This is a genomic window from Virgibacillus flavescens (assembly GCF_050574275.1).
Classification (GTDB): domain Bacteria; phylum Bacillota; class Bacilli; order Bacillales; family Amphibacillaceae; genus Virgibacillus_F; species Virgibacillus_F flavescens.
Genome location: NZ_CP192260.1, coordinates 2,720,720 through 2,740,692, shown reverse-complemented (window position 1 = coordinate 2,740,692; position 19,973 = coordinate 2,720,720). Strand labels below are relative to the sequence as shown.

Here is a 19,973-nt window from a genome sequence, read left to right as displayed (position 1 = left end):
CGCCCTTGCCATTTTTTGTGACAAGGGTTTTTAATAATGAAGAAAAGCAGTGATGGGAATGAGCTCTACAATCAATAATAAGAAAAAATTAAACCGGCCACTTATATTAGCATCCGTTATGATGGGGATGTTTCTAGCTGCTATTGAAGGCACGATTGTAGCAACAGCGATACCTAGTATCGTCGCAGATTTGGGTGGTTTTTCACTATACAGCTGGGTTTTTTCTGCGTATTTATTAACAAATGCTGCTACTGTTTTAGTTTTCGGTAAACTGTCTGATACTTTTGGAAGAAAACCGATATTTGTGATTGGCGTTACGATATTTCTAATTGGATCTTTACTCTGTGGGTTAAGTACATCGATGTACATGTTAATTGCCTCCAGGTTTATTCAAGGTTTAGGTGCTGGGGCAGTTATGCCTATCGCCACTACAATAGTCGGTGATATTTATAACAAAACGGAGAGAGCCAAAATTCAGGGATACTTAGCAAGTGTGTGGGGTGTGTCAGCAGTAACTGGTCCACTTCTTGGAGGAATATTTGTCGATCTATTAAATTGGAAGTACGTATTCTGGATGAACATTCCGCTCGGTTTAGTGGCAATGATAGGCATTATTGTTTTTCTGCATGAGGACATTGAGAAAAAGGAAAGGTCTGTTGATTACGTAGGTTCTATCCTCATTCTATTATCTGTCAGCTCGTTGATGTTTATATTAGTTGAAGGGGGAACGGGCGTCCCTTGGAATTCCCCGATTATGATAGGATGCAGCTTAGTAGCATTAGTTGGGTTTATGTTATTTTTTTACCATGAAAGAAATGCAAAAGAACCACTGATGCCTCTCAATATTTGGAGGTATAATTTAATTCGAATTGCAAATATATCAACACTTACTTCAGGAATGATTATAATAGGTGTTTCAAGCTACTTACCAGCTTTCGTACAGGGAGTAATGAACCAATCTGCGACAGTAGCTGGATTTACGTTAACTACTATGTCAGTGGGATGGCCGATCGCTTCAACTATTGCTGGCAGACTCCTGCTGGTTCTGGGTTATCGAACTACTTCGCTTATTGGTGGAGTTTCGTTGGTTATTGGAGGGTTTTTGTTTTTTATCCTTACTCCTGAAATGGGACCAATCTGGGCAGGTACTGGTTCATTCTTTATTGGTGTTGGTATGGGGATGACAAGTACTTCTTTTATAGTAGCTATTCAAAGTACTGTTCCTTGGGAGGAGCGCGGAATTGCAACGGCGTCGAATATGTTCATGCGCTCTCTCGGCAGTGCGTTAGGTGTCGCTTTATTAGGCGGTTTATTAAATAGTCAAATTAAAGAATCCATATCAAGTCACGGTCTTGAAAATACAGTTTCAGTTGATGTTGCAAATAACTTACTTGCATCACAGCAAAAAAGCGGACTTTCTGCAGAAGTGAAAAATGTTTTGCAGGATGGTCTAACGAATGGATTACATACCGTGTATACAGGATTACTGGTTCTTGCGCTAATTACACTAGTATTAATTGCGTTATTGCCAAAAAAGGATCGAGAATAATAGTCTTTATCGCATGTATAACTCTTTTATTTATGTAAAAACTATCTGTGAGCATTTAAGATAGGAGGAGTTAATATGGCGCGAATTGGCGTTGAAGGGACACTTACAGACGTAAAAGAGGCTTTAACGGAAAAGGGTCACCAAGTAATAGAATTGCACTCTGAAGAGGATGCAGGGCAGTGTGATTGCTGTGTAATATCTGGACAGGATAAAGATGTAATGGGAATGTCTACTGCAAGCATCGCAGGACCTGTAATAAATGCAGATGGTTTTAACGCTGAAGATGTTTGTCAAATGGTTGAACGAAAACTTGGTGAGTAACCGTAACTTATTCGCATAAAAAAGAACAGCATTTGCTATCTAAATATAGCAAATGCTGTTCTTTTTAATTATTTTGCAAGTTTATCTACGTTAACCTGGTGTGGGTAAGGTATTTCAATCCCTGCTTCATCGAAGGCAATTTTAATCTGCTTGCGCATATCACGCTCACATGCCCATTGAAGACCATTTTCAGTTTGACCGACAACACGCAATACCACGTCGGATGATCCTAATCCTTGAACTCCAATTGGGTTTGGACCATCTTTAAACCTTTCATCCAGCTGGAATTCTGCACACACACGTTCTAACACGGTGATTGCTTTGTCAATATTGTCATCATAACTAATACCAATATCAACTAACGCACGCATATTACCCCTGGAATGATTTGCTACACCTTCTAATAATCGGTTCGGTACAAAATTTAAAGTACCATCAAAACTCCTGATTTTCGTAGTTCGTAAACCAACTTCTTCAACTATGCCATCGTATCCACCGGATGTTACATAGTCGTCTATTTCCATTTGTCGTTCTAACAGTATGAAAAAACCTGTTACCACGTCACTTACAAGTCCTTGTGCACCGAAACCAATTGCTAAGCCGATAATTCCAGCACCGGCTAATAATGGAGCAACTGGAATAGCAAAAATAGCAAATAACATCACAAAAAATACAAAAATCATTGCGTAGGAAAAAACATTTACAATCAGTTTCTCCAAAGTTTTTACGCGCCCCGGAGACAGTTTTTCATTCTTACCAGCTCGCTGAATCGTTTTCTCAACAATTTTTTTACCAATTGGTACAAAAATTATGAATGCAAGAATTAATAAACCAATCTTTAATGCGATGGGAATAGCAATTGATAATAAAGCACCAACATCAAAGTTCAGTCCGTTTTTAAAAATATCCATTTTAAAACTCCTTTCAATGCAAACTGTGTCGTATCATGTTTGTTATCATATCGAAAGAATTACATCAATTCAACTGAAAAACACTTACAAACAATGATTTTAGGAATCAAATTTATAGAAATAAAGATAGATTAATGTTAGGGTATTATTTGTGCAACTTACTTATAATGGTTATATAGTATGTTTGACTGGTTATACTTAATTAATGTAGAAGTATTCAAGATAAGAGGAAGTGCTTTTTATATTAATTATCACCTAATATTGACTAAAAATAAGAAGTTGCTTATAATTGTTTATGGATTGAATTTAATAACATGTTGGAGGGATTAACTATGGCAGAAAGAATGGTAGGAAAACAGGCGCCAAGATTTACTATGGATGCCGTATTACCTAATAAAGAGTTTGGAAAAGTTAATTTAGAAGAAAATATGAAAAACGATAAATGGACAGTACTTTTCTTTTATCCAATGGATTTCACATTTGTATGTCCAACTGAAATAACTGCGATGTCAGATCGTTATGATGAATTTGAGGATTTGGATGCAGAGGTAATCGGTGTATCTACTGATACGGTGCATACGCATAAAGCTTGGATAAATACATCTCGTGATGATAATGGATTAGGTGAATTACAATATCCTTTAGCTGCTGATACGAACCATATGGTTTCTCAGGACTATGGTGTATTAATAGAAGATGAAGGTGTTGCGTTACGTGGTCTTTTCATCGTTAACCCAGAAGGTGAGCTGCAGTATCAAACAGTTTTCCATAATAATATTGGCCGTGATGTAGATGAAACGTTACGCGTACTACAAGCGTTGCAAACTGGCGGACTTTGCCCAGCAAACTGGAAGCCAGGACAGGAAACACTTTAATAAAAAATAATATAATATAAGCTGACTCCTTAATTCATAAATTGCTGAGTCAGCTTTTTAGATAAGAAAAGAATGGAGGTTTTATGTATGAAATTACGTGCAGGATTGCCGGAACTTGATGGAGCGACTAAATGGTTAAACAGTGAAGAAATCAGTAAAAGTGATTTAATCGGTAATAAACCAACTTTAATTCATTTTTGGTCAGTAAGTTGTGGGATGTGTAAAGAAGCTATGCCAAATGTAAATGAATTCAGAGACGAATATAAGGATCAATTAAATGTTATCGCAGTTCATATGCCTAGATCTGAACAGGACTTGGATCTTGAACAGATTAAAGAAGTTGCTGCGGAACATGATATATCACAACCAATATTTGTTGACAATGAGCATAAACTAACTGATGCATTTGATAATCAATATGTGCCTGCTTATTATGTGTTTGACACAGACGGTAAGCTTAGACATTTTCAAGCTGGCGGTGGTGGCATGAAAATGCTTCGCAAACGGGTTAATCGAGTTTTAGGAACAACTGAAAAATAGATATATATTTTAAAAACACTTCTGCAGTTTAATGCAGAAGTGTTTTTTATTTCCTGGATGCTTAATTAAATTTAATAATGATTCCAATTTCTCAGACAGAAGAAAGCTGGTGATCACTGCCCTTACCGGAAATAAATTGGGATGTATCCGAAACGAGATTTCCGCATATGGCAGTCGCGCACCTTAGGGCGGCTGGTGATCCTCCTCGTGCTGACGCACTCCGAGGTCTCACCTATGCCTGTCCTCCAGCAGCGATCCTGGACGGCAGCATTGGAAGCAAACTAAAAATTAAGTCGCAGTTTCCATCAAATCTGAAATGAGGCGAGCAACATAGGGAATAAATATTTGTGTTTTCGCGTCCATTCCCACATCGCAAGTTTTACAAGAATTACAGTTTATTCCAGTGATCTTGATCGTCCGTTTGTTAAAGTTGATTAATAATAAAAAACTTTAGAAAAATAAGCAAAAGTAGTAGATATTTATTTCGGAACCCGTTATATTAGTAATTACGTAAAACATCAAGGGGTGAAATGAATGGATACATTTAAAAGGTTAAAAGAATTCTACTGGCCGTACAGGAAATACTTTTTTACATCACTTATATTTTTGATATTAGTAACAGCCATTACCGTTGTATACCCAATAGTATTGCAAAAGACTATAGATGAGGCATTTACAAACGAACGGTATTCCATTATTCCTTATATAGCATTAATATTTTTATTGCTGATGATTGTGAAAGGGTTTGCAACTTTTTTCCATCAATATTTAGGTGAGTTATTTGGAATTCGTTCTGTTTATACAATGAGAGATGCCTTATATGAGAAACTGCAGGTATTATCATTTAAGTATTACGATAATGCTAAAACTGGTGATCTGATGTCCAGATTAACAGCCGATGTGGAAGGATTCCGTTTCTTTCTTTCAGCAGGGTTTTCTGAACTCATTCGTATTACATTACTAATCGTAATAAGTTTAGGTGTTATGTTCTATTATTCTGTACCATTAGCTTTAGTTACAATGGCGGCAATGCCATTTCTAATAATTGTGGTATTTCAGTTTGACAAACGTGTTCATCCTGCCTTCAGAGGGATCCGAAAGTCATTTGGTAATCTAAACACTCGAGTTCAGGAAAACATTAGTGGTATGACAACTGTTAAGTCATTATCCCGTGAAGATTTTGAGATTGGAAGATTTTCATCCAATAATGATAACTATCGTAAGCATTATATTAAAACTGCAGATATTTGGGCAAAGTTCTTTCCATTAATGGAGTTTATCGGCAACATCTGTGCAGTTGCACTATTAGCCTTTGGTGGATTTTTAGTTATGGAAGAAAGACTTAGTGTAGGTGAATTAGCAGCATTCTTCATTTTAGTCTGGTACATTCTTGGACCGTTGATGAATCTTGGCTTTATTATAAACTTATTCTCTCAGTCAAAAGCTTCAGGTGAAAGATTAATTGAGATCCTGGACGCAAAGGAAGATATTATTGAAAAAGAAAATGCGAAAGAGATACCTATCAAAGGACATGTAACGTTTGACGACGTTACCCTAACGTATATAAAAGACGATGATTCTGCATTAAAAGATATTAGTTTTGATGCTCCGCCTGGAAAGGTTATTGGGCTAATTGGCGCAACTGGTTCTGGTAAAACCAGTATTACACAACTAATCACACGATTTTATGAACCTGAAAAAGGTAAAGTACTGGTAGACGGTTTACCTGTCGATGAGTATAAAATAAAAACGTTGCGAAGTCATATTGGATTTGTACTTCAGGAATCCTTTTTATTCTCTACTACTATTAGAGAAAATATTGCTTATGGTAACCCGAACTTGACCGATGAACAAGTTATAGATGCTGCAAAACGAGCACAGGCACATGATTTTATTCTGGATATGCCTAAAGGTTACGACACGATGCTTGGAGAACGAGGGATGGGTCTTTCAGGAGGTCAAAAGCAGCGTATCGCAATTGCACGGGCTATTTGTATTAATCCTAGTATATTAGTGCTTGATGATGCTACTTCTGCCGTGGATATGGAAACTGAGTTTTTGATTCAAAAAGCGTTAAAAGAAGTTATGAAAGGTCGTACTACATTCATTATCGCTCATAGAATTTCTTCATTAAAGCATGCTGATGAAATTCTGGTACTGGAAGACGGGGAGATAGTGGAACGTGGTACACATGATATGCTAGCGAACAATCACGGGCCGTATCAACGAATTTATGACATTCAATATCAAGATCGTGATGCAATTATGAACGTATCTAATCATTAAGGGGGGGTATACGATGGCAAAATCAAAAGAGAGAGTTAAAAAAAGTCGCCACTTAAAACGGTTTCACTATACTGTTGATCAAGCGATTGAAAAGCAGTTCAATTGGAAGCAAATGTGGCGGTTACTGGAATATTTAAAACCTTATTCTAAAACGTATCTTCCTGGTGCGATGATAGCGATGTTAATATCTACCGCGGTCCGATTAGCTGTACCAATCTTAATTGGTAAGGTAGCTATAGACGTTGCGATTGCCAATAAAGATACAGGTTTGTTAACAAATTTAGTTATTTTGATCGGTGTGCTGTATTTATTAAACTATGTTTCAAACGTATTTCGAATCAAATGGGTAAACATATTAGGTCAAAATGTAATTTATGATTTGCGAAAACATTTATTTTCTCATGTTCAACGCTTATCCCATCGATTCTTTGATTCTCGCTCAGCTGGGTCAATATTGGTTCGAATCATGAATGATATTAATTCACTTCAGGAACTGTTTACGAATGGGATAATTAATTTATTAATGGATGTTGTTACACTTGTTGGGATTGTAGTAATCTTACTAGTGATCAGTCCAAAACTAGCTTTAGCTATTATGATAATTCTGCCAATCATGTTTTACATTTCAACTAAACTTCGACGGAATATTCGTAGGTCGTGGCAGGATGTTCGAATTCAGCAGTCCAGAATAAACTCCCATTTAAATGAAAGTATTCAGGGTGTTCGGATTACGCAGTCCTTTTCACAAGAAAAAGAAAACGCTGAATTCTTTAATGGTATAAACTCAGATAACTTTGAAAGCTGGCGAAATGCTACGAAAAAAAGTGCATTCTTTCGTCCATTTGTAGAAATGAGCAACGCTATTGGAACCATTATTTTAATTACGTATGGAGCTTATTTAATAATTGTAGGGGTAGAAAATGGTGGCATAAAAATTGGTGATTTTCTAACTTTTGCCTTTTTCCTTGGGATGTTCTGGGAACCAATCTCAAGACTTGGGATGATGTATAACCAATTGTTAATGGCAATGGCTGCATCTGAGCGTATTTTTGAATTTCTGGACGAAAAACCAAACGTTGATGAAAAAGAGAATGCTTATGACATTAAAGATATGAAAGGGCATATAGAGTTTGAAAAAGTTCAGTTTTCTTATGAATCTGACCGAATTGCCTTACATGAAATTTCATTAGATATTAAGCAAGGTCAAACAATTGCACTAGTGGGACACACAGGCAGTGGCAAATCAACAATAGCTAACTTAATCAGTCGGTTCTATGATCCAACAAAAGGGAGCGTTAAAATTGATGGAAGCGACCTGCGTGATGTCCGATTAGATACATTACGACAGCAGATCAGTGTGGTATTACAGGATACATTTATATTTTCGGGTACAATTATGGAGAACATCCGGTTCGGAAATCCTAGTGCTACCGATCAACAAGTGATGGATGCTGCCAAAGATGTTGGAGCGGATGACTTTATCCAGCGACTTGCTGAAGGGTATGAAACAGAAGTGGAAGAGCGTGGTAATATTCTTTCTGCCGGTGAAAGACAGCTTTTATCATTTGCACGTGCATTACTTGCCGATCCAAGAATACTCATCCTTGATGAAGCAACAGCTAGTATCGATACAGAAACAGAAGTTAAAATTCAAACTGCATTAAGGCGTTTGTTAAAGGGAAGAACTGCAATAATTATTGCACACCGACTTTCTACGATCCGTGAGTCTGATACAATATATGTTCTGGAGAACGGTAAAATTCTTGAACATGGAAGTCATCATCAGCTAATGGATTCCAAAGGTGAGTATTTTGATTTGGTCAAGTCACAATTTCAAATGCTCGATGCTATTTAGTTATAAATTTGGTATAGCAAAAGTAAAATCCAGCCCGCGAGTAATGGGCTGGATTTTATTTTGTCATCTAACTGTCATTAATAATAGCTTTGTTTTTATAATGAAAGGTGTATACTTTGAGTGTAATAGTTCTATGTGGTACTATTTCTTTAATTACACTTGCTCACTATTGAGCATAACAATTTTAAAGTAAACGGAGGGGTTATCGTTATGGAATTTGATAGCGTATTGATGAGTAGAATGCTGACAGCAATGACACTCGGCTTCCACATTATTTTTGCTACTATAGGTGTCGGTGTTCCAATCATGATATCTGTTGCTGAGTTTATTGGAGTGAAAAAAAAGGATCCACATTACAGAATGTTAGCGAGAAGGTGGACTAGAGGTTTTGTCATTACAGTTGCAGTAGGAGTAGTTACTGGTACTGCTATTGGTTTACAACTTTCATTACTATGGCCAAATTTCATGCAAGTAGCAGGTAACGTGATAAGTCTTCCGTTATTCTTAGAAACATTTGCGTTTTTCTTTGAAGCAATTTTTTTAGGGGCATACCTATATACGTGGGATCGTTTTAAAAAACCTTTTACTCACTGGTTGTTATCTATTCCAATTGTAATTGGATCCAGCTTTTCTGCAGTATTTATTACTACTGTTAATGCGTTTATGAATACGCCTCAAGGTTTTACACTTGAAGATGGACAAATTACGTCGATTAACCCACTGGAAGCGATGCTAAATCCAGCGACGCCAACAAAAGTATTCCATGTACTTAGCTCTTCCTATTTAACATCTGCAGCTATTCTTGCAGCAATTACTGCATTTATTATATTAAAAAAGAAATCAAGCGACTATCATAAAAAAGCACTGAAATTGACTGTTACAGCTACATTTATCTTTGCTATTCTTACCGCAATTGCAGGAGATGCTTCAGCGAAATTCCTGGCTGAATATCAACCGGAAAAACTAGCAGTAGCTGAATGGCATTTTGAAACGGAAAAAGGTGCAGACCTAATTTTGTTTGGTCAATTAAATGAAAACAACGAAGTCGTCAATGAAATTCGACTGCCAAATGCATTAAGTTTTTTGGCCTTTGCTGACTTTAACGCTGAAGTTACTGGTTTAGAAGAAATTCCTAAGGACGAAATAGCACCACTTTGGGTTCATTATATGTTTGATCTCATGGTATTACTAGGAATGTTTGCGTTAGCAGTATCGTTATTATATTTAATTTTAAAGAGAGTGAAAAAATGGAATGAACACAATAAATGGCTGCTCCGATTAATTGTTGCTAATGGTCCGCTTGCTATGCTAGCCATTGAATTTGGATGGATATATGCGGAGGTAGGAAGGCAACCGTGGATATTACGTGGTTATATGAAAGTAGAAGAAGCAGCAACCTCCTCACCACATGTAGATACAATGTTCTTTTTATTTTTGAGTTTATATATACTCTTGGGAGTTCTGTGTATCGTTGTCTTGCGAAAAATGTTCCGCGATAACCCGGTAGAGGTAGAGTTCGAAGAGCGGGATTCAACCTTAAAAAAGGATGATGACTAATGAGTTATGAATTAATTGGGATTACAGTGTTGTGGTTATTCTTATATGGCTATTTAATTGTTGCTTCGATTGATTTTGGAGCAGGATTCTTTGCTTACTATGCAAAGGTAACTAAAAAGGATCATATCATTAATAAACTGATTTCAAGGTATTTGTCGCCAGTATGGGAAGTAACGAATGTATTTTTTGTGTTCTTCTTTGTTGGACTTGTAGGTTTTTTCCCAGATACAGCATACTATTATGGAAGTGCTTTGCTGATACCTGGAAGCATAGCTATCATTTTGCTTGCAATTAGAGGCTCTTTTTATGCTTTTGAAAACTACGGATCGAAAAGAAGTAATGTTTATATGTTCTTATACGGAGCGACAGGTCTGCTTATACCTGCTTCACTCTCGACAGCATTAACAATATCTGAGGGTGGCTTTATTGCTGAAGAAAATGGACAAGTATCGCTTTTAGTTTCCGAACTTTTTACCAGTCCCTACTCATGGAGTGTAGTTTTTTTGGCAATCGTATCCGTTCTATATATTAGTTCAACATTCCTAACCTTTTATGCAGCACGTGCTGACGATAAACCAGCATTAAAACTTGTAAGAAGTTATGCGTTGTTTTGGAGTGTTCCAACTATTATAGCAAGTCTAACAACCTTTATTGCTTTAAGTCAGCATAATCAGCGTCACTACGAGAGTATGCTCGACCTCTGGTGGATGTTTGGTTTATCAATAGCATTCTTTATGCTTGCAATGCTGTTATTTTATAAGGAAAAATTCTATGGTATTGCTTTTATTTCGGTAATGCTGCAGTTTTTCTTTGCATTTTTCGGCTATGGGAAAGGACATTTGCCATATTTGCTGGACCCCTATATTACTATTTATGAAAATGCGACTCCTGAAGAAATGGGAATAGCTCTAATTATTGCGTTTATAGCCGGACTATGTTTATTAATACCATCCTTGTTTTTATTGATGAAAATGTTTTTATTTGATGCTGATTATGTAAAAGGTAATAAATAACCTGTACAGTTTTCGCCTATACGTAGTATGATAAACTTATATTATATAATACCGAAATGATGGAGGACGCATAATGAAACGTGAATTTGCCGTAATTGGTCTTGGCCGATTTGGAGGAAGTATTTGTCGGGAATTAAGTGAAGAAGGAATGCATGTACTCGCTATTGATAATGATGAAGACAAAGTAAATGAGTTTAAAAATATTGCATCACACGCTGTGATAGCTGACTCTACAGATGAAGCAACGCTAAAAGAACTTGGTATAAAAAATATTGATCATGTAATTGTAGCAATAGGAGACAACATTCAAGCCAGTATTTTAACTACCGTAGTTTTGACCGATTTAGGAATTAAGAAAATTACAGTTAAAGCACAAAATGACTACCATGAGAAAATTTTAAATAAAATTGGCGCGGATCAGGTTGTTCATCCTGAACGTGATATGGGGAAGCGAATTGCACATAATATTATTTCAAGTAATATTCTGGATTACCTTGAACTCTCTGATGATCATAGTATCGTCGAGGTAAAGGTGGGAGAGAAGATGCTTGGTAAAACCATGATTGAGCTGGATATACGCGCTAATTACGGCTGTAACGTTGTAGCTATTAAGAGAGGTAAGGAAATTAACGTATCACCGAGAGCAGATGATACGCTTCGGGAAGAAGATGTATTAATTGTTATTGGATCCGATAGAGACATATCCAGATTTGAAAAACAGCTCGTAATTGACGATTAATAGTTTAAATGAGCATTATAAAAACTTTTAAAAACCCGTATATCTGAATACGGGTTTTTTTTACTGACTTTTAGGAAATAGAGGGATAGGAGGATATTACATAATTGAAATGAAAGGGTGGACTAATATGTTTGAAAAAAGAACAGGAGAATTGTTAATTGATCAGCTTATAGATTGGGAAGTAAACCATATTTATGGAATGCCAGGCAATTCCATAAATGAATTTGTAGACGATTTACGTAAAAGAGAAGATGCTATTGATTTTATTCAGATTCGCCATGAAGAAGTAGGTGCTTTAGCAGCATCATCCTATGCGAAATTAACCGGGAAGCTAGGTGTATGCTTATCTATAGCAGGTCCAGGTGCTGCCCATTTGCTTAATGGACTATACGATGCAAAAAAAGATAAGGCTCCAGTTCTCGCCATTGTTGGACAAGTTCCTAGCAATGCGGTAGGTACTGATGCACATCAGGAGATTAATTTAGAAAGAATGTTTGACGGAGTAGGAGTGTTTAATAGGCGGGTTGAATCAGCTGAACAACTTCCAGATATGCTGAATATGGCAATTCGAGAAGCATATACACAAAAAGGGGTATCTGTACTAATCGTTCCTGACGATTTATTTGCAGTCAAACAGAAGAACATAAAAATGAGAACAAGTTCCACACTCGTTCATCCTTCAACTGTACCTGCTCAAGAATCAGTCGATCGTACAGTAAGTTTGATAAATAATGCAAAGAAACCTGTTATATTAGCTGGGAAAGGTGCAAGGAATTCAAGAAATGAACTAGTCGAGTTTGCAGAAAAAATCAATGCACCAGTTGTACTGAGTTTGTTAGGTAAAGGCGCTATTCCTGATTATCACAAGTTGAACTTAGGGCAGCATGGGCAAATTGGAACGAAGCCAGCTTTTGAAGCTGTAATGGAAACAGATTTACTCATTCTAATTGGGACAGCTTTCCCTTATCGAGATTATTTGCCTGATAACGTAGCGGCGATTCAAATAGAAATAAGACCTGAATTCATCGGTAAAATTTATCCGATAACTGAAGGTTTATGTGGTGATTCAAAACAAATATTACCACGATTAACTTCATTAATTTCTGAGTCAGCTTCAAGTGAATTTCTTGAGAAATATCAGGAGAAAATGAAGAGATGGCACACGCATATGCAGGAAATGAAAAAAGATTCCTCAGATCCAATTCACGGTCCACAGGTTATGTATGCGTTAGAGAAAAATGTTAAGAATGATGCTGTAGTGTCTTGTGATGTAGGAAATGTAACTGTGTGGACAACAAGATTCTTTCCGTTCACTAACCAAAAATTCATTATTTCAGGGGACCTAGCATCTATGGGGTCTGGATTACCTGGAGCGATTGCGGGACAAATAGCATACCCCGATAAGCAGGTAGTTGCAATATGTGGTGATGGAGGATTTTCAATGGTTATGCATGATTTTATAACCGCTGTAAAATATGAATTGCCTATTAAAATTGTTGTGTTGAATAACAGTATGATTGGAATGATTAAATACGAACAACAAACAAAGGGTAATTTAAATTATCAAACCAATCTAGGTGCTGTAAATTTTGCAGAATTTGCTAGAGCATGTGGTGGGGAAGGGTACCGTATTGAAAAACAAGAAAATATGGAAACTACTATGAAGCAAGCGTTTATGTCAGACAAACCAGCCATTATTGATGTTGTTATTGAAGATATGGCACCATTACCAGGACAGATAACTTACGATCAAGCAGTAAGCTACGGTGAATATTTGATTAAAGAGTTTTTCTCAAATGGAAAGGTTGAATTTCCTGATTTAGAAAAATCAGCTCGCCGGTTGTTTTAACTAAATTACATGTAAACGTGGAAATTTAACTAAAAAAACGGAAGTGCCAATTTCGGCACTTCCGTTTTCATTTGTAATTTATACTTCCATAATAATAGGTAAAACCATTGGTCTGCGTTTCGTTTTTTCAAATAAGAATGGTGCAATTGTATCCGTTATTTCATTTTTAATTTCAGACCATTGCGTTGTTCTTCGCTCCATTACTTTGTTTAAATGAGAAGATACAAGCTTTTGTGCTTCATTAATCAGATCTTCAGATTCACGCATGTACACGAAACCGCGTGAAATAATATCTGGGCCGGCAGAAATTTTAAATTCTTTCATATCAATGCTTACAACGACAATTACAAGTCCTTCTTCAGAAAGAATTCGACGATCGCGTAATACGATGTTACCGATGTCTCCAATTCCACTGCCATCTACATAAACGGAACCAGAAGGGATTTTGCCAGCTACCATAGCGTTATCTTTGCCAAGCGCTAATACGTCACCAATATCCATGACGAAACAGTTTTCCGGTTTAACATCACAAGATTCAGCAAGCTTTGTGTGTTCCTTCAACATACGGTACTCACCATGGATAGGCATGAAGTATGTCGGTCTAATTAGTCGAAGCATGAGTTTTTGTTCTTCTTGACTACCATGTCCAGATGTATGAATATCACTTAAAGGACCGTGGATTACATCAGAGCCAGCACGATAAAGTTTATTGATTATGCGGCTGACACTCACATTATTACCTGGGATTGGTGATGATGAAAATACGACTGTATCCCCAGGAATTGTTTGAATTTGTCTGTGTGTACCGTTTGCAATACGCGATAGTGCCGCCATAGGTTCCCCTTGTGACCCTGTGCAAAGAATAGTCACTTCGCTTGCAGGCAACCGATTAATTTGATGGGCATCTATAAACGTATCTTTTGGAGCATTAATATATCCTAGTTCTTGTCCAATTGCAATGGATGACTCCATGCTTCGTCCAAACACTGCTACCTTACGATTATGTTTTACAGCTGCTTCAACTACTTGTTGTAGTCGGTAAATATTTGATGCGAACGTTGCAAATATAAGTCTTCCGTCAACACGATTAAATAAATCATTAATACTGTCGCCAACAACACGCTCTGACATAGTAAAGCCAGGCACTTCACTGTTTGTACTGTCTGAAAGCAGACAAAGTACGCCTTCTTTACCGATCTCCGCCATCTTAGCTATGTTAGCTGGTTCGCCAACTGGTGTGAAATCAAATTTAAAATCTCCAGTATGCACAATATTACCTGGAGGCGTCTTCACAACTACTCCGTAAGAATCTGGAATACTGTGTGTAGTGCGGAAAAAAGACACAGATGTTTTACGAAACTTAATGATATCGTCTTCCTGTATCGTGTTCAGTTTAGCTTTACGCAATAATCCATGCTCGTCGAGCTTATTACGAATTAATCCAATTGCAAGCTTACCTGCATAAATTGGAACATTTATTTCACGCAACAGGTAAGGGATACCTCCGATATGATCTTCGTGACCATGCGTTATAATAAGACCTTTAATTTTATCCTGATTTTGTATTAAATACGTATAATCAGGTATTACATAATCAATTCCCAATAGTTCATCCTCTGGAAACTTAATTCCAGCGTCTATTAAAATAATTTCATCCTGAAATTGAACTGCATACGTGTTCTTTCCAATTTCACCTAATCCACCCAATGCAAATACTGCTGTTTGGTCATTCTTTACAAATTTCATAAATTATATGTTCTCCACTCTGTAGTTTTCTGATCTCTTCTCATACGCTAAATGTGCATCGTCTAATTGCTGGATGAATTCAATATTATAGTTACGATTCACTATTTTATCACGTACTGCTCGTTCTGTTTCGGCCTCTACATAAATACTGTTCGTTCGTTCGCGTACAGGAATCTCAGTATTGAGTTCCTGAAAGTATACTTTAAAAATCATTTCATCTCTCCTATCAATTCTTTGTTTTTTTATTAATAATAAGAATGATTGCTTCCGACATTCAAAACTATACGGAGCAATAATTCCTACGCATGGATTATTTTTAACATTATTTAATAAAGCTGACGATGGACAGACAGCTGTTTCATTTTACAATATAGTGTAAAGAACCATTTCGCAAGTAGAATTGCACAATTGCTTTAATGATACTTCTGTTTGTAATCCGATCGTCAACCATAATAAGTTTCAAAACTGTCCGTAGCAAGTTTTTATGGTGATTGGCTTTATTTATGGTAGTCCTTCTTATAAGTAGTTGGTACTCGTCCTCGGCCTAAAAAATCCTTCCAGCGTTTCTTCAGCTTTTCTTTTAGGCGTTTCAACATGATTCCACGCATCTCCTTTCCTAATCTTAAAGAAAACAATCTACCGATCCAATCCCTCTTATTTACAGTATAATACTGTTTGCATAATATTGAAATGAAAATACACGATTTCAATGAAAAAAATCAGTTTTATACTCTAATTCAGGGATTTTTACATGAACTGTTCCGTTATTTTTTATCTTAGACCGAATTCTTATTCACATGAGATGTAGATTTGGAAAAACTGCCTGAGGACTTTGTATACTTCGGCTTTAGTAAAAAACTACCCTTTCGTAAGGGTAGCTTAGAAAAAATTAATCAATTGCTTTAGCGTTTTCAGGTGCTACCATTGGATTATCTGTGTTTATATGATCATAAAACATGACGCCGTTCAAATGGTCAATTTCATGTTGAAGAACAATCGCTGCATAATCTCGGAGTCTTAGCTTAATTTCTTTACCCTCAAGATCTGTTGCTTTTAATGTGATGCGAGCATATCGCGGAACATAACCTTCAACGTTTCTGTCGACCGAAAGACATCCTTCGCCACTCGTTAAATAAGCTTGCTCAACAGAATGACTAACGATTCTTGGGTTAAATAAACCATAGCTGTATTTGTTTCCGTTCGGATCCTCAAAATGGACAGCAATCATTCTTTTTGTTATTCCTAATTGTGGTGCAGCAAGACCTACACCTGGTCTTAAATCAAACTCACGTGCAATTTCATCGTCTTGACTATTTTTAAGGAACAATAGCATTTCTTCTAATAATTTCGCATTTTCACTTGTTGCTGGGATAGGAACTTCTTTTGCTACCTCGCGCAGTGAAGGATGACCTTCCCTTACAATGTCTTTCATTGTTAACATGTAGTTCACTCCTAAATTGTTCATAATTTTTTATTTTAACATAAATACTATTAATTATTTAAAAATATGATTTCGATGAGAATATGATATTTTTGATAGGCATATATATGTTATACTACTTTATATAAAAATTATATACTCATATTTTGCTACAGAGTCTGAAGGAGGAAATATTCAATTGTTTGAAAAAAAAATAGTCATCTTATTATTTATAGCTGTAATTTCATTATTATCAGCGTGTAGTGGAGGATCCACTTCCGAAAAGATATATAACCATTTAGAAAAAGCAGTAACATTAGAAGAAGCTTTTGAAAAACAACAAGAAGAAATTGTGAAACTTGAGAAAAAAGAGCAAAAGCTTTACAGTCAAATTATCGATTTAAGCATGGAAGAATTTGATAAGATTAAGTCAGTTTCGCAAGATGCGATTGATACAATTGAAAAAAGAAAAGAATTAATTTCACTTGAAAAAGAGAGTATTGATGCATCTAAAAAAGAATTTGAAGAAGTGAAAGATTTAGTAGGCGAACTTGAAGACGAAAAAGCTAAAGAGAAAGCAAATAAAATGTATGATGTAATGATGAACCGCTATGAAGCCTACAGTAAGCTTAATCAAGCATATACACAGACGCTTGACCTCGAAAAAGAGTTGTATACACTGCTGCAAAAAGAAGACTTAAAACAAGAGACACTTACAGCACACATTGAAAAAATTAACCAGAATTATAATGAAGTTTTAGACGCAAACGAAAACTTTAATTCGTACACCGAAAAATACAATCAGATGAAAAAAGAGTTCTATGAAGCAGCTGACCTTAAAGTAAAATATGAAGACGCAAAACAAAAAGAAAAATAGAGTTATTGAGAACTGAATCCTGAAAGGGGTTTGGTTTTTTTTGTTCTTAACTAATACAGTTCAATTAATTGTATATAACAGTTTTGGTTATCTTGGGAATGAAAAATAAAATAAAAGCAAAGTGATTGACCTAGCGGGTGAAAATAAGCTAAACTTTAACTATATTACGATTGTACCAGTAAATTTTGCGATGATTATATAACAGTTTATAAAAAAGTAATATCCTGTGATTAGTATATTGCAAGTTAGGGAATACGAATAGGAGCAAATAGGTACAGTATTTTTCACATATAGGGAAGGCAAGAAATGAAAAAATAAATGGTTTTAAAGAAAGGAAGAGGTGAACTATTTTGAAACACGTACTTGAAAGTGTTGAAAGTCAGTTCGAAATGTTCCAGATTCTAGATGAAAATGGAAAAATAGTTAATAAGGACGATATGCCCGATTTATCAGATGATGATTTAAAAGAGTTAATGCGCAGAATGGTTTATACACGTATGTTAGACCAGCGTTCGATCGCATTAAACCGTCAAGGTCGATTAGGTTTCTATGCACCAACAGCCGGCCAGGAAGCATCACAATTAGGTAGCCAATTTGCGCTAGAAAAAGATGACTATATTTTACCGGGATACCGTGATGTTCCGCAGCTAATTTGGCACGGTCTTCCATTATATCAAGCATTTTTATTCTCGAGAGGGCATTTTCATGGAAATCAATTTCCTGAAGGTGTAAATGCTATAAGTCCCCAAATTATTATTGGTGCACAAATCACTCAAGCTGCTGGTGTAGCTCTAGGGCTTAAAAAACGTGGTAAAAAAGCAGTAGCTATCACTTATACAGGTGATGGCGGAACTTCTCAAGGAGACTTTTACGAAGGAATGAACTTTGCAGGCGCATACAAAGCACCAGCCATTTTCTTTGTTCAAAATAACTACTTTGCAATTTCGGTACCGGTTGAAGAACAAACTGCAGCTAAAACCTTAGCACAGAAGGGTGTTGCAGCAGGTATTGAAGGAATGCAAATTGATGGTATGGACGTTCTTGCAGTATATGCAGCGACAAAAGATGCTAGAGATCGTGCTGTAAATGGAGATGGACCAACCTTAATTGAAGCGTTAACCTATCGTTATGGTCCTCACACAATGGCAGGCGATGATCCAACACGCTATCGTACTGACGATCTTGATAACGAGTGGGAGAAAAAGGATCCGTTAGTTCGATTCCGCAAATTCCTCGAAAGCAAAAAACTTTGGAGTGAAGAAGATGAGAACAAAGTAATTGAGGATGCGAAAGATGATATTAAAAAAGCGATTAAAAAAGCTGACGAACATCCAAAACAAAAGGTTACAGACCTAATTGGAAATATGTTCGAGGAACTTCCTAATAATCTTCAAGAGCAAATGGAAGAATACAAAGAGAAGGAGTCGAAATAAAGCATGGCACAGATGACAATGATTCAAGCAATTACTGACGCACTGAGCACGGAACTAAAGAACGACGAAAACGTGCTTGTGTTTGGTGAAGATGTTGGACTAAACGGTGGAGTATTCCGTGCTACTGAAGGATTACAAGATGAATTTGGTGAAGAACGTGTATTTGATACACCACTTGCTGAGTCTGGAATTGGCGGCTTGTCTATAGGACTAGCGCTTCAAGGATTCCGTCCAGTGCCGGAAATTCAATTCTTTGGCTTTGTATATGAAGCAATGGATTCAATTAGTGGTCAAATGGCAAGAATGCGTTATCGTTCTGGAGGTTCTAAGACAGCTCCAATTACAATCCGTTCACCATTTGGTGGTGGAGTTCATACACCTGAACTTCATGCCGACTCGTTAGAAGGATTGATTGCTCAACAACCAGGGATAAAAGTTGTAATTCCATCAACACCACATGATGCAAAAGGTTTATTAATTGCAGCAATTCGCGATAATGATCCAGTATTATTTTTAGAACACATGAAACTTTACCGTTCATTCCGTGGCGAAGTTCCTGAAGAAGAGTACACGATAGAATTAGGTAAAGCAGATGTTAAGCGTGAAGGTAGCGACGTAACATTATTATCTTATGGTGCAATGGTACATGCTTCATTAAAAGCAGCAGAAGAACTCGAAAAAAATGATATAGATGCAGAAGTAATTGATTTGCGGACTGTATCACCAATTGATATAGATACCATTATTGAATCGGTAAAGAAAACCAATCGTGTAGTATTTGTACAAGAAGCACAGCGTCAAGCTGGTCTAGCTTCCCATGTAATTTCGGAAATTCAAGAACGAGCTATTCTGCATCTTGAAGCTCCAATATTGCGCGTTACAGCACCTGATACTGTATATGCCTTTTCACAGGCAGAAGAAGTATGGTTGCCAAATCACAAAGATATAGTAGAAAAGGTTAATGAAGTAATAAACTTTTAAATAAAAGGACGGGAGGTCGTA

Annotated in this window: 17 protein-coding genes; 13 read left to right on the top strand and 4 right to left on the bottom strand. The window is 36.5% G+C overall.

Annotation, left to right across the window (positions count from 1 at the left end; all coding sequences use genetic code 11):
- Positions 1 to 58: 58 nt before the first annotated feature.
- Both VBD025_RS13300 and VBD025_RS13295 read left to right on the top strand, forming a co-directional pair.
- Positions 59 to 1,549, top strand: coding sequence for an MDR family MFS transporter (locus tag VBD025_RS13300; RefSeq protein ID WP_430786248.1), 1,491 nt, complete (start codon positions 59 to 61; stop codon positions 1,547 to 1,549).
- A 75-nt stretch (positions 1,550 to 1,624) separates the two neighbouring features.
- A complete protein-coding gene (locus VBD025_RS13295) occupies positions 1,625 to 1,870 on the top strand; it encodes a YkuS family protein (RefSeq protein ID WP_430786246.1) in 246 nt (81 codons plus the stop codon).
- Between the two features lie 68 nt (positions 1,871 to 1,938).
- Here the strand turns inward: VBD025_RS13295 and VBD025_RS13290 are convergent, their stop codons facing one another.
- On the bottom strand, positions 1,939 to 2,781 hold the full coding sequence (locus VBD025_RS13290; RefSeq protein ID WP_430786244.1) for a mechanosensitive ion channel family protein: 843 nt from the start codon (positions 2,779 to 2,781) through the stop codon (positions 1,939 to 1,941).
- 332 nt (positions 2,782 to 3,113) lie between these two features.
- On the opposite strand from VBD025_RS13290, the gene VBD025_RS13285 reads away from it, so the two are divergent.
- From VBD025_RS13285 to VBD025_RS13250, 8 genes are all read left to right on the top strand, one after another.
- Complete coding sequence (locus tag VBD025_RS13285) at positions 3,114 to 3,656, top strand: peroxiredoxin (RefSeq protein WP_430786242.1); 543 nt, start codon at positions 3,114 to 3,116, stop codon at positions 3,654 to 3,656.
- Between the two features lie 87 nt (positions 3,657 to 3,743).
- Positions 3,744 to 4,196: a TlpA disulfide reductase family protein gene (locus tag VBD025_RS13280; protein WP_430786240.1), complete on the top strand. Its 453-nt coding sequence runs from the start codon at positions 3,744 to 3,746 to the stop codon at positions 4,194 to 4,196.
- 534 nt (positions 4,197 to 4,730) lie between these two features.
- Complete coding sequence (locus VBD025_RS13275) at positions 4,731 to 6,482, top strand: ABC transporter ATP-binding protein (RefSeq protein WP_430786238.1); 1,752 nt, start codon at positions 4,731 to 4,733, stop codon at positions 6,480 to 6,482.
- 13 nt (positions 6,483 to 6,495) lie between these two features.
- Complete coding sequence (locus tag VBD025_RS13270) at positions 6,496 to 8,337, top strand: ABC transporter ATP-binding protein (RefSeq protein ID WP_430786236.1); 1,842 nt, start codon at positions 6,496 to 6,498, stop codon at positions 8,335 to 8,337.
- Between the two features lie 210 nt (positions 8,338 to 8,547).
- Positions 8,548 to 9,894 (top strand): cytochrome ubiquinol oxidase subunit I, encoded by a 1,347-nt coding sequence (locus VBD025_RS13265; RefSeq protein WP_430786234.1) that lies wholly within the window; start codon positions 8,548 to 8,550, stop codon positions 9,892 to 9,894.
- Positions 9,894 to 10,907, top strand: a complete 1,014-nt coding sequence (locus tag VBD025_RS13260) for a cytochrome d ubiquinol oxidase subunit II (RefSeq protein WP_430786232.1) — start codon at positions 9,894 to 9,896, stop codon at positions 10,905 to 10,907. Before VBD025_RS13265 ends, VBD025_RS13260 begins: the two co-directional genes overlap by 1 nt.
- Positions 10,908 to 10,980: 73 nt before the next feature.
- A complete protein-coding gene (locus VBD025_RS13255) occupies positions 10,981 to 11,646 on the top strand; it encodes a potassium channel family protein (RefSeq protein WP_430786230.1) in 666 nt (221 codons plus the stop codon).
- A gap of 127 nt (positions 11,647 to 11,773) precedes the next feature.
- Positions 11,774 to 13,495 (top strand): pyruvate oxidase, encoded by a 1,722-nt coding sequence (locus tag VBD025_RS13250; protein ID WP_430786228.1) that lies wholly within the window; start codon positions 11,774 to 11,776, stop codon positions 13,493 to 13,495.
- Between the two features lie 78 nt (positions 13,496 to 13,573).
- On the opposite strand, the gene rnjA is transcribed toward VBD025_RS13250, so the two are convergent.
- The 3 genes from rnjA to def all read right to left on the bottom strand — a co-directional run bounded on the left by rnjA (position 13,574) and on the right by def (position 16,682).
- Entirely contained in the window at positions 13,574 to 15,241 is a 1,668-nt protein-coding gene (rnjA, locus tag VBD025_RS13245; protein WP_430786226.1) for a ribonuclease J1, read from the bottom strand.
- A gap of 3 nt (positions 15,242 to 15,244) precedes the next feature.
- Positions 15,245 to 15,454: a DNA-dependent RNA polymerase subunit epsilon gene (locus tag VBD025_RS13240; RefSeq protein ID WP_430786224.1), complete on the bottom strand. Its 210-nt coding sequence runs from the start codon at positions 15,452 to 15,454 to the stop codon at positions 15,245 to 15,247.
- A gap of 676 nt (positions 15,455 to 16,130) precedes the next feature.
- Positions 16,131 to 16,682 (bottom strand): peptide deformylase, encoded by a 552-nt coding sequence (gene def, locus VBD025_RS13235; RefSeq protein WP_430786222.1) that lies wholly within the window; start codon positions 16,680 to 16,682, stop codon positions 16,131 to 16,133.
- 178 nt (positions 16,683 to 16,860) lie between these two features.
- On the opposite strand from def, the gene VBD025_RS13230 reads away from it, so the two are divergent.
- The 3 genes from VBD025_RS13230 to VBD025_RS13220 all read left to right on the top strand — a co-directional run bounded on the left by VBD025_RS13230 (position 16,861) and on the right by VBD025_RS13220 (position 19,952).
- On the top strand, positions 16,861 to 17,538 hold the full coding sequence (locus tag VBD025_RS13230; RefSeq protein WP_430786220.1) for a YkyA family protein: 678 nt from the start codon (positions 16,861 to 16,863) through the stop codon (positions 17,536 to 17,538).
- Between the two features lie 350 nt (positions 17,539 to 17,888).
- The gene (pdhA, locus tag VBD025_RS13225; RefSeq protein ID WP_430786218.1) at positions 17,889 to 18,971 is read left to right on the top strand and encodes a pyruvate dehydrogenase (acetyl-transferring) E1 component subunit alpha; all 1,083 of its coding nucleotides are present in this window, start codon (positions 17,889 to 17,891) and stop codon (positions 18,969 to 18,971) included.
- A gap of 3 nt (positions 18,972 to 18,974) precedes the next feature.
- Positions 18,975 to 19,952 (top strand): alpha-ketoacid dehydrogenase subunit beta, encoded by a 978-nt coding sequence (locus VBD025_RS13220; RefSeq protein ID WP_430786216.1) that lies wholly within the window; start codon positions 18,975 to 18,977, stop codon positions 19,950 to 19,952.
- Positions 19,953 to 19,973 lie beyond the last annotated feature (21 nt).

What these genes read in the sequence shown, in the direction of transcription:
- VBD025_RS13220 (WP_430786216.1), top strand. Translation starts at nt 18,975, where the DNA reads ATGGCACAGATGACAATGATTCAAGCAATTACTGACGCACTGAGCACG.
- VBD025_RS13275 (WP_430786238.1), top strand. Translation starts at nt 4,731, where the DNA reads ATGGATACATTTAAAAGGTTAAAAGAATTCTACTGGCCGTACAGGAAA.
- VBD025_RS13280 (WP_430786240.1), top strand. Translation starts at nt 3,744, where the DNA reads ATGAAATTACGTGCAGGATTGCCGGAACTTGATGGAGCGACTAAATGG.
- VBD025_RS13255 (WP_430786230.1), top strand. Translation starts at nt 10,981, where the DNA reads ATGAAACGTGAATTTGCCGTAATTGGTCTTGGCCGATTTGGAGGAAGT.
- VBD025_RS13290 (WP_430786244.1), bottom strand. Translation starts at nt 2,781, where the DNA reads ATGGATATTTTTAAAAACGGACTGAACTTTGATGTTGGTGCTTTATTA.
- rnjA (WP_430786226.1), bottom strand. Translation starts at nt 15,241, where the DNA reads ATGAAATTTGTAAAGAATGACCAAACAGCAGTATTTGCATTGGGTGGA.
- VBD025_RS13240 (WP_430786224.1), bottom strand. Translation starts at nt 15,454, where the DNA reads ATGATTTTTAAAGTATACTTTCAGGAACTCAATACTGAGATTCCTGTA.
- VBD025_RS13285 (WP_430786242.1), top strand. Translation starts at nt 3,114, where the DNA reads ATGGCAGAAAGAATGGTAGGAAAACAGGCGCCAAGATTTACTATGGAT.
- VBD025_RS13270 (WP_430786236.1), top strand. Translation starts at nt 6,496, where the DNA reads ATGGCAAAATCAAAAGAGAGAGTTAAAAAAAGTCGCCACTTAAAACGG.
- VBD025_RS13260 (WP_430786232.1), top strand. Translation starts at nt 9,894, where the DNA reads ATGAGTTATGAATTAATTGGGATTACAGTGTTGTGGTTATTCTTATAT.
- VBD025_RS13300 (WP_430786248.1), top strand. Translation starts at nt 59, where the DNA reads ATGAGCTCTACAATCAATAATAAGAAAAAATTAAACCGGCCACTTATA.
- VBD025_RS13250 (WP_430786228.1), top strand. Translation starts at nt 11,774, where the DNA reads ATGTTTGAAAAAAGAACAGGAGAATTGTTAATTGATCAGCTTATAGAT.
- VBD025_RS13295 (WP_430786246.1), top strand. Translation starts at nt 1,625, where the DNA reads ATGGCGCGAATTGGCGTTGAAGGGACACTTACAGACGTAAAAGAGGCT.
- VBD025_RS13265 (WP_430786234.1), top strand. Translation starts at nt 8,548, where the DNA reads ATGGAATTTGATAGCGTATTGATGAGTAGAATGCTGACAGCAATGACA.
- def (WP_430786222.1), bottom strand. Translation starts at nt 16,682, where the DNA reads ATGTTAACAATGAAAGACATTGTAAGGGAAGGTCATCCTTCACTGCGC.